Source organism: Cloacibacterium caeni, assembly GCF_907163125.1.
GTDB lineage: Bacteria > Bacteroidota > Bacteroidia > Flavobacteriales > Weeksellaceae > Cloacibacterium > Cloacibacterium caeni_B.
The window spans coordinates 2,332,568-2,345,608 of the sequence record NZ_OU015319.1; the positions used below are offsets into that span (position 1 = coordinate 2,332,568).

General features: G+C 30.6%; 12 protein-coding genes. 11 read left to right on the forward strand and 1 reads right to left on the reverse strand.

Annotated elements, in window-relative coordinates; all coding sequences use genetic code 11:
- Nucleotides 1–54: 54 nt before the first annotated feature.
- A complete protein-coding gene (locus tag KKQ79_RS10830; RefSeq protein ID WP_213190153.1) occupies nucleotides 55–2,829 on the reverse strand; it encodes a SusC/RagA family TonB-linked outer membrane protein in 2,775 nt (924 codons plus the stop codon).
- 234 nt (nucleotides 2,830–3,063) lie between these two features.
- Between KKQ79_RS10830 and KKQ79_RS10835 the strand changes: the two genes are divergently transcribed.
- The 11 genes from KKQ79_RS10835 (at nucleotide 3,064) to KKQ79_RS10885 (ending at nucleotide 12,916) form a co-directional block, all read left to right on the forward strand.
- The gene (locus KKQ79_RS10835; protein ID WP_213190154.1) at nucleotides 3,064–4,221 is read left to right on the forward strand and encodes an MFS transporter; all 1,158 of its coding nucleotides are present in this window, start codon (nucleotides 3,064–3,066) and stop codon (nucleotides 4,219–4,221) included.
- Nucleotides 4,222–4,234: 13 nt separating this feature from the next.
- Nucleotides 4,235–4,978: an NUDIX hydrolase gene (locus tag KKQ79_RS10840; protein ID WP_104793226.1), complete on the forward strand. Its 744-nt coding sequence runs from the start codon at nucleotides 4,235–4,237 to the stop codon at nucleotides 4,976–4,978.
- A 240-nt stretch (nucleotides 4,979–5,218) separates the two neighbouring features.
- A complete protein-coding gene (locus tag KKQ79_RS10845) occupies nucleotides 5,219–6,448 on the forward strand; it encodes a site-specific integrase (RefSeq protein WP_213190155.1) in 1,230 nt (409 codons plus the stop codon).
- 84 nt (nucleotides 6,449–6,532) lie between these two features.
- Entirely contained in the window at nucleotides 6,533–7,054 is a 522-nt protein-coding gene (locus KKQ79_RS10850; protein ID WP_213190156.1) for a hypothetical protein, read from the forward strand.
- Nucleotides 7,047–7,733 carry a nucleotidyl transferase AbiEii/AbiGii toxin family protein gene (locus tag KKQ79_RS10855; protein WP_213190157.1) on the forward strand — a complete coding sequence of 229 codons (687 nt, stop codon included), beginning with the start codon at nucleotides 7,047–7,049 and terminating at the stop codon, nucleotides 7,731–7,733. The genes KKQ79_RS10850 and KKQ79_RS10855 overlap by 8 nt, the downstream gene beginning before the upstream one ends.
- 294 nt (nucleotides 7,734–8,027) lie before the next feature.
- Nucleotides 8,028–8,306 (forward strand): helix-turn-helix domain-containing protein, encoded by a 279-nt coding sequence (locus KKQ79_RS10860; RefSeq protein ID WP_104793086.1) that lies wholly within the window; start codon nucleotides 8,028–8,030, stop codon nucleotides 8,304–8,306.
- A 62-nt stretch (nucleotides 8,307–8,368) separates the two neighbouring features.
- The gene (locus KKQ79_RS10865; protein ID WP_213190158.1) at nucleotides 8,369–9,607 is read left to right on the forward strand and encodes a primase-helicase family protein; all 1,239 of its coding nucleotides are present in this window, start codon (nucleotides 8,369–8,371) and stop codon (nucleotides 9,605–9,607) included.
- 222 nt (nucleotides 9,608–9,829) lie between these two features.
- Nucleotides 9,830–10,741, forward strand: coding sequence for a toprim domain-containing protein (locus KKQ79_RS10870; protein ID WP_213190159.1), 912 nt, complete (start codon nucleotides 9,830–9,832; stop codon nucleotides 10,739–10,741).
- A 136-nt stretch (nucleotides 10,742–10,877) separates the two neighbouring features.
- Nucleotides 10,878–11,345 (forward strand): plasmid mobilization protein, encoded by a 468-nt coding sequence (locus KKQ79_RS10875; protein ID WP_250131238.1) that lies wholly within the window; start codon nucleotides 10,878–10,880, stop codon nucleotides 11,343–11,345.
- Nucleotides 11,346–11,358: 13 nt separating this feature from the next.
- The gene (locus tag KKQ79_RS10880; RefSeq protein WP_213190160.1) at nucleotides 11,359–12,270 is read left to right on the forward strand and encodes a relaxase/mobilization nuclease domain-containing protein; all 912 of its coding nucleotides are present in this window, start codon (nucleotides 11,359–11,361) and stop codon (nucleotides 12,268–12,270) included.
- A gap of 1 nt (nucleotide 12,271) precedes the next feature.
- Nucleotides 12,272–12,916 (forward strand): hypothetical protein, encoded by a 645-nt coding sequence (locus tag KKQ79_RS10885; protein WP_213190161.1) that lies wholly within the window; start codon nucleotides 12,272–12,274, stop codon nucleotides 12,914–12,916.
- Nucleotides 12,917–13,041: the final 125 nt, after the last annotated feature.

A 13,041-nucleotide genomic window follows, 5' to 3' on the forward strand; every position in this document is an offset into this window, starting at 1 on the left:
AAACCTTTGTTTAATATTCTTTTATTTAGTTTCATAATTGATAATTTTTGATGATTAGAAATTAGCTTTTAAACCGAATACAAATGTTCTTACTTGTGGATAAGTTCCATAATCAATACCTAAAACACCATTTGTTGTAGCAAAAGCATTCACTTCTGGATCAAATCCTGAATAATTAGTCCATGTATATAAGTTTTGACCTGTTACATAAACATTAAGTTTAGTTACACCCTTAAACGGTTGAGCAAAATTATACCCCAAAGTAACACTCTTTAATTTTATATATGATCCATCTTCAATAAATCTGTCTGAAACTAATTTAGCATTTTGAGCATTTGCTTTAGGTACATTTGTAATATCACCTGGGGTAGTCCATCTATTAAGTACTATTGTTGATTGGTTTTTATGGTCATCCATCATTTCTAGTTCAAAACGAGAAGCGTTATAAATATCACCTCCTTGAGAACCCGTTACTAAAAGATCCATATACCAATTTTTATAGGTAAAGTTATTGGTAAAGCCGAAAGTAAAGTCAGGGTTTGGATCACCAATAAAAGTTCTATCACCTGCACTTAACATTCCGTTTCCGTCCAAGTCTTTATAAATAATTTCTCCTGTATTAGAATCTACTCCACCATATTTATATCCATAGAAAGAACTTATTGGTTGGTCTGCTGCAAATCTTACTAAATTACCAGCACTTGGTATTCCTGCCTTATCAAGAACAGGTACATACTTCAATTCCAAAACTTTCGACTTATTAAATGATATGTTAAAGTTGGTATTCCAAGAAAAATCAGTGTTTTTAAAGTTAACTGTATTCAAAGTAAACTCCATCCCTTTATTTTCCATTGAACCTACATTTCTTAAAACATCAGGAATTCCAAGCCCAATCGGTATTGACATAATCAAATCGTCTGTTTTTCTTTTATAGAAATCTGCAGTTAACTTAATTCTGTTATTTAAAAATCCTAAATCTACACCAAAGTTAGTATCTGTAGTGGTTTCCCAGGCTACATCACTACCTGTCTGGTAAGGAGACCATGCACCCCCATCCTTATTAAGTCTTTCTAGATTGTAGTATGCATAAGCTGGTATTCCTGAGGCATTACCTGCTTTACCCCAACCTCCTCTGATTTTAAATTCAGATATCGTAGAATTGTCTTGAAGGAAGTTTTCATTTGAAATATTCCATGAAGCAGAAACTCCAGGGAAGAATCCCCATCTTTTATCTGGATTAAGCGCTGAACTTCCATTTTCACGGAAAACAGCCATAACAGTATATTTATTATTTAGTGTGTAAACTAATCTTCCAAAGAATGATAACTCTTTTAAAATATCTTTTCTAAATATTTCTCCATGAGAAGGATTTGTTTCATCATAAACAAACGAAGATTGCATTGGATCTGCAAATTGGCTTCCCCAATAGTATTGACCACTATTCATCCTTTCATGCATTTGTAGTCCCGCCAACACGCCAAGGTCATGATTACCAGATTTAAGAGTATAATTTAATGTGTTCTCAAAATTAAAATCACGGAAAGTTAAATCATTTTTAGAACCACTACCTTTTTGTTGTCTTCCCCATTCTGAACGATAAGGGTCTAGGAATTTATCATTTGTTGAGTTAATATAATCTAATGATGCTGCAGATTTCCAAACTAAATTTTTAAGGATATTAACTTCAATTCCTAAATTTGATAAAAATCTCTGTGTATGTGTTTTGTCTGATTCTCTGTTCATAAAAGAAACTGGGTTTTCCCAACCACCCGTAAAAGGGTTTAGAGCAAACTGCCCATCTTTGTACCCGTTCAAATAATTTCCAGAACTGTCAGTAGGTCTAACTTTCACTTCACTACCATATGCAGGCATAAAAGTTGGTGTAGTTAAGGCTGATAAAATTACCCCACCTTGTGCTCCCGCATTGTTATCTGCTGTATTTTTTGAGTTTGTGTTAATATAATTTAAACTAGATGTTACCTTAAGCCAATTCGTTACTTTTGCATCTAAATTTACTTTTGCAGAGGTTCTTCCAAAATCAGATGGAGATACAATTCCTGCAATATTTTGATATCCTAAAGCGGTATAAGCCCTAACATTCTCATTACCAAAAGCATAGTTTACATTGTAGTTTTGGTCAAATCCAGTAGTATATACCTTTTTAACCCAATCTGTATTAATACCTGCATACATTGGATCATTGATTGTATTTAACCAAGCAGGATTAATTTCTGATATTAAAGCTTTATATTGTTCTAGATTAAGAACATCAACGTTATCTACTTTATTTGAAACTCCCCAATAAGCATTAAAGTTAAGTTGAGATTTATTTGTTTTTCCTCTTTTAGTCGTAACAATTACTACACCAGCAGAACCATTAATACCATATATTGCTGCAGAAGTCGCATCTTTAAGAACGGTAATATCTACAATGTCATCTGGGTTAATTCCACTAATATCTTTGGTCTGAATTCCATCTACTACATAAAGTGGATCTACACCAGAAGAAATAGAGTTATTCCCTCTGATTTTAATGTTTAAAGCTTGCCCTGGTTTACCCGAGTTTTGTACTACACTTACCCCCGCTGCTGTTCCTTGCAAAGCTTGAGTCACGTTATAAATTGGTCTGTCTTCAAAAACATCTGCTTTGATGTTTTCAATTGCACTGGTTGCATTTTTCTTTTTTACAGAACCATAACCAATCAGAACCACCTCATCTATTTTCTTCTCTTTTATAGCTGAAGAATCGCTTTTAATTTGAGCCTGAAAACTTGAGGTAAAATAAAGAACTGCTATCAGTCCTAACCCTTTTTTAATATTCATGTTCATAATATATTTTTTTATCTCATTTTGAGACAATAAATTTAAATGAATTTAGTTAAGAAAAAAATAATTTCTTAATAATTTTAATTTTTCGTTTATTTGAGATACTTTTGGAGTGGTCAAAATCCCTTTTTAGGAGTAAAACCTCTTATTTTTTCAAAAATATTTTAACTAAAAATAGCGTCAACTTCTAACATTATGTTAATAAACAAGAAAAAAAAATCACTTAATGTTAACTTAATGTTAAGTTTCATAGTCTTTTCTATGCTCCTTAATTCTATGAGCATTATCATATTACAACTTTCCCAAAATGCTCAGCACACCTATACAGGATTAGGCATTTTAGAATTTTTCAAAGACATTCCTGTGGCTTTAGTCTCTGTTTTTTTCGTTGACTCTATTAAAAGAAAAAGCTTTTATCTCTCACTAGCTATTGCATTATTTATTTGCGCAGTTTGCAGTTTTAGTATTCCATTTTTAACAGAATTTTGGTTTTTAAAAATTTGGTTTGTTCTTATAGGAATTTCTTTTTCTATTGGTAAAATATGTGTTTTCAGCATCATTAAAAATACTACATCTAATGAAAAAGATTTTTCTGTAACTATGAGTAGAACGGAGGCTGCTTTTATGCTAGGTATATTTATTGTAAATATGGAGTTTGCAATTATTTTGAGCAGTAATTATCAAGAGTTTTGGAGATTTGGATTTTGGTTGGTCGGATTTATTTCGTTGTGGACCGCCATCCAACTAATTAAATATCATAAAACGCAACCCTCAGAAGAAACCATTTCTAATACGACTTCAAAAATAGATTTTAGAATATTAACAGACAAAAAAGTTTTATTCTTTCTCTCATTGATATCCTTAATCATTTTTGCCGAACAAATATTTAATTCATGGCTTCCCATTTTTTATAAAAACTCACTTAATTCTTCTGCTTTTTTTGCACTCCAATCTTCTGCTTTCTTAGCCTTTTTTTCCTTTTTAGGTAGAATTATCACATCAAAAGCAGTTAAAAGATTTAGTCCAATGAAAATCTTTTACACCAGTTTAATTTCAGGAATAATCTTAATTATTTCCGCATATTTTCTTGGTCAAGAAAATGGTCTAGGCGTAAAAATTTTATTGTTTATTTTTCCGCTTATTGGTTTCTTCATTGCACCGCTTTATCCTATGCTAAATTCCAAATTTTTAGCAAATTATCCCGAAAGAAAAATTAGCAGAATGGTTTCATTCATTATTTTATTCACTTCTTTAGGCGGTTCTATAGGTTCTATAAGCACTGCATATATTTTTCAAAAAAATTTAGCAAATTATTACTTGTTATTTGCTTCAATTCCCTTAATTTTGATTCTGATTCTTTCTTCTTTTTTTTCTATCAAAGAAAAAATGTACTAAACAAATAATGATCATGAAACTTGATGACTCCAAAAATAAGATGACGCTTCAAGAATTGATTGATACTAATAATTTTATCAATCAATTATCTGTAGATTGTGCTATCTTTGGCTTTCACGACAAATCTTTAAAGATTTTATTACTTAAATATCACGAGCTCAATCTTTGGGCAATCCCTGGTGGTTTTATTTTCGAAGATGAGCACTTAGATGATGCTGCTTATAGAATTTTATACGAAAGAACGCATCTACAAGATGTCTATTTACAACAATTTCACGCATTTGGTGGAATAGACAGAACCGAGAAAAAAAATCCTCACCGCCAGTTATTAGCTAACAAAGGGATAAAAATAAGTAAAGAACATTGGATTAATAAGAGATTTGTCACCATAGGGTATTACGCATTAATTGATTACACTATTTCACACACCTTCCCAGATGCTTTTAATGAAACTTGTGCTTGGTTTGATGTAAATCAACTCCCTGAAATGGCTTTTGATCATAAAGAAATCATTGATAAAGGCTTAGAACATCTTAGAAAAACGCTAGATTATGACATTGTAGGAAGCAACCTGCTGCCAGAAAAATTCACCATGAAAGATTTGCAAAATCTGTATGAAGCCATCTTGGGAGAAAAATTCAGAAGAAACAACTTTCAGCGTAAAATGCTCAGCTTAAATATTTTAGACAGACACGAAAAACTTTTTAGCGGCTCTGCAAATAAAGCACCTTATCTTTATTCTTTTAAGAAAAAATAAATTTTTCAAAATATTATAAAATAAAAAAGCCTTCTCTTTTGAGAAGGCTTCTTAATGTACCCCAGACGGGGCTACCTTAATTTTTTTCCTATTTTTAATCTTCTTAACTCATTTATATTCAGTATATTTGGATTTGGAGGGGAAAGGTTATAATTAAATTTACCTTGTTTTTTTCGCTTTTATTTTAAAAATGTTCCCCCTTTTGTTCCCCCTTTTATTAACTTAATCTAATTTGAATTTATGATAAAATATGTTTTTGAATTAAGAAAGGACAAAGTAACTCAAGATGGCTTAATGCCAATCAGAATATTGTTTAGAATAGGCAGTTCAGTAATAAAGCGTAATACTGGCTTAAATTGCAAACCAGAAGATTGGCAAAACAATAGAGTAAAAGCCAATACAAAAAAAGAAAAATATTACGGATATGATTCTATTAATGAAAAACTTTCGGAGATTGAATTTAAAATTCAAGACATTTCACTTTTTTTCAGGGCTAGTAAAATAAAACCAACGAAGGAACTTTTTCTTGAGAAATATGATTATGAAGAAAAGGTAGTTATTACTACTGAATACGAAATTTTTAAATGTTTTGAAGAATACATTGAAAAAGGAAAATTAACCAAAACACCAAATACAATAAAAGGTCAAATTACAGTAAAAAATTATTTAGAGCTCTTTTGTAAAGAAAAAAACATTTCGCTTTCTTTTGATGAAGTAAATAATGATTTTTTTGAATCATTAAGAGATTACTCCTATGAAGTAAAAAAAATGAAACAGAACTACTTTGCTAAAGTAATTAAGGTTTTAAAATCATTTCTGAATTGGGCGATAGAAAAAGGATACAACACTAATCGTGAATTTGAAAAATTCAAAGCTGCTGAACATGATATTGACATTGTTTTTTTGACTTTTGAAGAATTAATGAACTTGTACAATTATCAATTTGAAAGTGATAGACTTTCTCAAGCAAGAGACTTCTATTGTATGGGTTGTTTTACAGGATTAAGATTTTCTGATTTATCAAAACTACACCTAGCTAATATTTCCGAGGATCATATTGTCCTTTCTATCCAGAAAACGAAAACCCAAAACCACGCCATTAAACTCAATAAATACGCAAAAGCTATTTTGGAAAAATACAAAGGAACAATCTATGAACCGTTACCTATAATTTCCTCTCAAAAATTTAATGAATACATCAAGGAATGTTGTGATTTAGTGGAAATCAATCAACTTTTTACTATTCATTGGTTTGTTGGTAATAAGAAAAAATCTTTAACTCAACCAAAATATAAATTTATTACAAGCCATACTGCAAGAAAAACATTCATAACCAATTCTCTACTTTTGGGAATGGAACCGAAAGCCATTAAGAAAATTGCAAACATCAAAAAAGATGCAGTTTTAGACAAATACATGAAAGTAACAGAAGCTTTTACAGATGAGCAAATGGATAAGGCATGGAGATAAAGTTATTGCATATTGCGATATGCAATAATGCTAATTTGTAATTCAATTTTTTTTAATAATATTGCATATCGCAATATGCAATATATGAAAAATTCAAAGCAAAATATGAAACCACAGGACATCGTTTTGTTACTAAAAATTATTAGCCTCGATAATGATTCGTGGAATCAATCTTCCGTTGCGGCAGATTTAGGAATAAGCCAAGCTGAAATAAGCGAATCGGTTGCAAGGTCAAAAAATTCAGGATTATTAGACCCAAAAGGAAAAGTAGTAATGAAATATGCTCTTGCCGAGTTTCTACAATATGGGATAAGATATGCTTTTCCTCAGAAGCCGGGAGCAATAGTCAGAGGAATTCCAACTGCTCATAGTGCTTTACCTCTCAATAATGAAATCCAAAGTAATGAAAAGTATGTTTGGGCTTATGCAAAAGGAAATACAAGAGGTCAAAGTATAGAACCACTTTATCCATCTGTTCCAGAAGCAGTATTGAAAGATGAAAAACTATATGAATTACTTGCAATCACAGATGCGATTCGTGTTGGGCGAACAAGAGAAAAAGAAATAGCCGTAGAATACCTAAAAAAATATTTAAAAATTGTATAATAAGACCATAAATATAGGAGTTGTAGCGAAAGTAGCAGAAGGTTTACAACAATATAGGGAGCAAGTAGTGTTCGTCGGTGGAGCTGTTATCAGTCTTTATACAGATGACCCAGCAGCCGACGAAATACGTCCCACGAAAGACATTGATTTTACAATTAATATCGTAAATGTAGGAGAATTTCTCAAAACAATCGAGGAATTGGGAAAATTAGGTTTTCATCCAGACCCTTATGGAACATCTATTTGCAGTTACACATACAAAAAATATCCAGTAGATATAATTCCTGCCGAAGACAACGCCTTTGGTTCAACCAATCGCTGGTATAAAATAGGTTTTGAAGACTTATGGAAAGTGAAAGCAAAAGATCAGGAAATTTACATCTTATCAGCACCTTGTTTTCTTGCAACAAAGTTTGAAGCATTCAATAGTCGGGGAAAAGATTATAGAACCAGCCACGATATTGAGGACATTATCTACATCATTGATAACAGAATTACCATTGTAGATGAAATAGCAAAGTGCGATGAGAGAATTTTAGAATTTATTAAATCTGAATTGCAAAAAATCATTGATAAAGGTCTTTTAGAAGAACTCTTGCAAACACATATACACCCATTGATTATTGATGAAAGGATTGAAATTGTAAAAGAAAAAATCAACAGCATTATGAATGCCTGAAAATATTGACGATGGATAGTTTTTGTATTTTTAATCAAAAAACAACAATCTTTATTTTTGAATCAAGTAAAAAAAACGTTAAACTTTATTAAAATAGGAGTATTTTAGTTAAAATTTGTTAAACCAGAAGATTTATTGGAGAGGTTAATCTGGATTAATTTAGATTAATCTGGATTGTAAAAAAATTATTTTGGACGAATTTGGATTAAATTAGATTATTCTGAATCATTTTTAACTATTTGATTTTCAATTATTAAGTTGATAATATTGCATTTGAATTTAAAATACAATCAAATGTCAGTACAACTTTATTCCCACACCAAAGCAGATTTGGAAAAAGCGGTTGAAATTATTCTAAAAAAAGCAACCGACTTCACATTACCCGTTAAAAAAGAAGAAGAACAACCTGAAGATTTAATTTCTCAAATCGAAGCCACAAAATTTCTGCGCATTTCTGTTCCGACCATTATTGACTGGCGGAAAAATAAGAATCTGCCTCATTACAATTTTAATGGGCGATACTACTATTCTAAAAAGGAACTTTTGGAATACGGAAAAAACCGAAGAATGTAAGCTCTTTTCGAGCATTACAATTTCTATTGTTTAATAATTTCGTATAAAAAACCATTCTTAAAATGAGCGAAAAAATTCCCTATTTACGAGTAGGAACTTCCTATTTCAAAATCATTGAAAAACCATTAATCTCAGGTGATAAAATTTCTATATTGGTTCGTTGGAACAAAGAAACCATTGTAAGTGATTATGGAAAAACATTCGTTTCAACAATCCCAAAATACGACGGGTTTTGTTGTATTCCAGACCACTTGAACTACAGTCAGATTATTGAAGGATTTTATAATATCTACAATGAAATCCCTTATCAACCTATCGAAGAAAAATTCAGTCTTGAAGCTCTAAAAGAGAATATTCCATTTTCAATTCAGTTTATAGAACATATATTCGGGGAACAAATAGAATTAGGGCTAGACTATTTAAAAATTCTACTAGAAAAACCAACACAGATCTTGCCAATACTTTGTCTAGTTTCAAAAGAAAGAGCAACAGGAAAATCTACATTCATTAAATGGCTAAAATCTATTTTCGGACTTAATATGACTTACATCAAAGGTGATTCCTTCAGTAGTCAATTCAATTCTGATTGGACTTCTATGCTCATCGTTGCTATTGATGAAGTATTTTTTGATAAAAAAGAAATCACAGAACGATTAAAATATCTTTCTACAACAGACAAAGACAAAATGGAAGCCAAAGGAAAAGACCGTGAAGAAGTTGAATTTTTTGGCAAATTTATCCTTTGCTCCAACAATGAAGACAATTTTATTCAAATTGACGAAGAAGAAACTAGATTCTGGATTATCAAAGTAAAATCCATAAAAAATGAGAATACAGATTTTCTGCGAAACCTTATCAAAGAAATCCCCTTTTTCTTAAGCTATCTCATTCAAAGACCTTTTCAAACTCACAAAAAAACAAGAATGTGGTTTTCGCATTCAGAAATCAGAACTAAAGCTTTACAAAGATTAGTTTGGAAAAACAATAACAAGTTAGAATCAAAAATCATTGAACTCTTGTATGAGTTTTTTGAATGCACTGATGAAAAAGAACTTCAATGTATTCCTCAGGATATTTTGAATATGCTCAACCGAATGTTTAGAAATCAATATTGGACAATCAATGATGTGAGGAAAATCCTAAAAGAAATATGGAAACTTGAACCACAAAATAACTCTTTGGCTTATATCAAATATGACATTGATTTTTCAGGAAATTTTTATCAAAATAATAAAACTGGTCGCTATTTCACGATAAAAAGAGATTTTATTCTTCAAAAATTTGATGAAATGATGAATTAATTGATAATGAAAAGAAAATCAATAACTTACTATTCATCAAAAGCCTCATCAAATTTTAAAACCTTCATTTTTGATGAAAGACTGATGAACATAAATTTTAAAGTTTGATGAAATGATGATACTTTGATGAAAACGTAATCTTTTAAATTACAGCAACTTAAAAATATTCCTCATCAATTCATCAAAATATTTCCAAAAAATAAACCATAATATTTTACAACTATGAACTGCAACCAATTCAACTCTATAAAGTTGGAAGAAGTCCTCGTTTCACTCGGACACCTTCCAACAAAACAAAATGAAAAAGAAGCTTGGTTTCTGAGTCCTTTTTCCACAGAAAACCACGCCTCTTTTAAACTCAATAAAAGAAACAACGTTTGGTATCTCCATTCCGAAGGAATAGGCGGAAACAATATTGACTTTATGAAAAAATATTTAAACGCTTCCATAAAAGAAGTTTTAGCTTGGGCAGAACAACAAAATTTTTCTTCTTTTCAACATCAAAGTAATTCTAATCCTAAGCAAGAAACTCTAGCAAATAATTATACAATAGTTGAAGTTAAAGACATTCAACATCCAGCACTTTTGGAATATTTAAAAAGCCGAAAAGTAGAAAATCAAACCACATACTTAAAAGAGATACATTATCAAATCAACGATAAAAACTATTTCGGAATAGGCTTCAAAAATGATTCTGGAGGTTACGAAATTCGCAATAAATATTCAAAAATTTGTTTGGGCAAAAAAGATGTTTCGACGATAAAAAATGATTCAGAAAATTTGAAAATTTTCGAAGATTTTTTTGATTTTCTTTCCTTTAAAAATGTAGAAAATTTTTTAGAAAAAGAACCTTCTGATTATATCATTTTGAATTCCGTTTCGATGATTCAAAAAATTAAAAATGTAGTTCAAAATTATCAAAAAGTAGAACTGTATTTTGACAACGACAATGCAGGAAACCGAGCTGTCGAAATGATAAAGAATGAAGGAGAAAACATAGAAGACTGTCGGATTCTATACAAAAACCACAAAGACCTGAATGAGTTTTTAATGAGTTGGGAAATGCGTAAAAGAGATACAGGCAGAGAATATGAAGACCTGAATAAAATAAACACACGCAAAATTGGCAGATAGTTAGTGCAAAAAGTACCCAAAGTTTACAATAAGCGTAGCCGCTAATTGCAAAATTGGGATTTTTGATTTCTTCCTATCGTCAGAAATGTTTTGAAAAACCTTATTAAAAACCAACTAAAATTCAAATAAAAACTAAATGCACACCAATATGGAAAAAGACTTTTTAGAAGAATTTGTCAAGAAAGCCGTCGAAGAAAATGAAAAGAAAGAGGATGGTGAAAAGAGAAAAAAACACTTTCAGGAAATCGGAAGAAAAGGCGGTTTAAAAAAGAAAACATCACAACAATTTTCAAAAATTATCTCCGTAAGATTAACCGAAAAAGAGTTTGACGAAATAGAAAAACAAGCCTCAAAATATCACTTGAAAATATCAAAATATGTAAGGATGATTCTAACCGAAAAAGAATTAAAAATCAATGAATTTAAAACCGAAGAAATCCTTCTTCAATATGGAAATCATTTCATCAGAATTAAAAATTTATTGAGACATAGAGCGTTTTCCGAATTTGAAAATAAGAAACAAATCCTCCATGAAATAGAAAATATCACCAAACTGATTTATCAATATCTGTATGAAAAACAAAACAAGCAGAAACCCACATAACTGAAATTCAAAAATGAATAACAGCGCAACCACCAGACGAATTACCAAAATCGCCATCGAATACAATGGCAATGACAAAGGAACAGCAGAACGAGTATATCAAAACAATCTATTAAGTCAGAACCCAGAACAACAGTTTATAGAAATGAAAACCGTTGCAGACCGCAATAAAAATGTAAAAAACTGGGCATTGACAGGATATATTTCTCCAGAAAAATCTATAGGAGACCAATTATCCAATGAAGAACTCACACAGTTGGCATTAAGAGCTTTGAAGAAAATTGGAGTAAGGGATAACAACCAAATGGTTTTAGATATTCATTCCTCAACCAAACAAAAACACATCCACTTTATTGTCAATAGAGTAAATATACACGGAGAGAATACCATTAAAGCCCACAACATAGGAGAACTCTTTGGTAAAACCGTTCGTGAAGTTTGCAAAGAAATGAACCTGAAAACCGATATTGAAATTGGCAAAGAAAAGAAAAAGCAAATGTTGAAAGCGCTCACTACTTCCCTTAGAATTTCAAGAAGCTTTGACGAACTAACGAATAATATGAAAAAGTTAGGTTATAGGGTAACACTTTCACAAAATGAAAAAGTAGGAATATCAGGAATGAGAATAGTAAAGTTTGAAGATATTAACCATCAAACCGAGAGAGAATACAAACCAGGATATAAACTCTCCGAAATCACCAATACATTAAAAATTAAAGATATTAAGCAGAAACTTCAAGAAAATCAGGAAAGGACAATCATTTTCAACTCAACAGCAACAGAACAAATCAATAAAGATGAACAAGAAAACTCACCATCTGTGAGTAAACAGTTTGAAAATATAGCAAAAGAACTATTAAAGCCCACCTACACTTCATCACCAGAAGACGAACTATTAAAAAAGAAAAAACGAAAATTTAGATAAAATGGAAAATCAAGAAAAAAACCAAAAAGGAAACCAAGAGTACAATCAAGAACGTAATCAAGAACACAATCAAAACAATGGCTTAGAACTATTAAAAAAAGTCATTGAAACCAATGAAAGAAACATTGAACAAGGAATAAAAACAGAATTTGTGTATGAAGATTTATTGAATATAAAAGGAGCAACAGAATCTACGATGAGGAGATTTAACGCTACAATTTTAAAATTATCAGAATCTTTAGAAAAAGAAGGTCAAGAAAGGAATGAATTTATAGAAAGGATACCGAAAACCATTGAAATCAGACCCTCTGAAGATTATTTGAATCTAAATAAAGCACTTGAAAAGAATTCAAAATTTATTAAAACTATCTTTTATGGGATGATTACGACATTATTCCTTTCAGTTTTAACAACAGCAGGAAACATCTTTTTTACCAAGCAATGGTATGCGGAAAGTATTAAATCAAAAAGTGAAATCCGTCAAGAGGTTTTGGATGAAATTAAAAAAGAAGGTCAATCTATTTATAAAGATGAAGACTATCAGCAACTGCTACATAATACTGAGCTGATGAACAAATGGATGAAGAAAAACCCCAAAGATGCAAAGAATTTTTTGAGATTTAAGGATGGATTTGAAAGTAGATAAATATCGAATTATTTAGACATATAACTTAAGAAAATAAAAAGAACTCTTAAAAAACATTATTATATAAATTATTAGGTTTTATGCCATAATGGCGTAAAACTTTTTTATTTTTGTATAATTCTGAC

Excerpts from the sequence above, each read along its gene's own strand:
- KKQ79_RS10830 (WP_213190153.1), bottom strand. The coding sequence starts at position 2,829 with ATGAACATGAATATTAAAAAAGGGTTAGGACTGATAGCAGTTCTTTAT.
- KKQ79_RS10850 (WP_213190156.1), top strand. The coding sequence starts at position 6,533 with ATGAAAAATTCAAAGCAAAATATGAAACCACAGGACATCGTTTTGTTA.
- KKQ79_RS10880 (WP_213190160.1), top strand. The coding sequence starts at position 11,359 with ATGAATAACAGCGCAACCACCAGACGAATTACCAAAATCGCCATCGAA.
- KKQ79_RS10875 (WP_250131238.1), top strand. The coding sequence starts at position 10,878 with ATGCACACCAATATGGAAAAAGACTTTTTAGAAGAATTTGTCAAGAAA.
- KKQ79_RS10860 (WP_104793086.1), top strand. The coding sequence starts at position 8,028 with ATGTCAGTACAACTTTATTCCCACACCAAAGCAGATTTGGAAAAAGCG.
- KKQ79_RS10885 (WP_213190161.1), top strand. The coding sequence starts at position 12,272 with ATGGAAAATCAAGAAAAAAACCAAAAAGGAAACCAAGAGTACAATCAA.
- KKQ79_RS10840 (WP_104793226.1), top strand. The coding sequence starts at position 4,235 with ATGAAACTTGATGACTCCAAAAATAAGATGACGCTTCAAGAATTGATT.
- KKQ79_RS10835 (WP_213190154.1), top strand. The coding sequence starts at position 3,064 with ATGTTAAGTTTCATAGTCTTTTCTATGCTCCTTAATTCTATGAGCATT.
- KKQ79_RS10845 (WP_213190155.1), top strand. The coding sequence starts at position 5,219 with ATGATAAAATATGTTTTTGAATTAAGAAAGGACAAAGTAACTCAAGAT.
- KKQ79_RS10870 (WP_213190159.1), top strand. The coding sequence starts at position 9,830 with ATGAACTGCAACCAATTCAACTCTATAAAGTTGGAAGAAGTCCTCGTT.
- KKQ79_RS10865 (WP_213190158.1), top strand. The coding sequence starts at position 8,369 with ATGAGCGAAAAAATTCCCTATTTACGAGTAGGAACTTCCTATTTCAAA.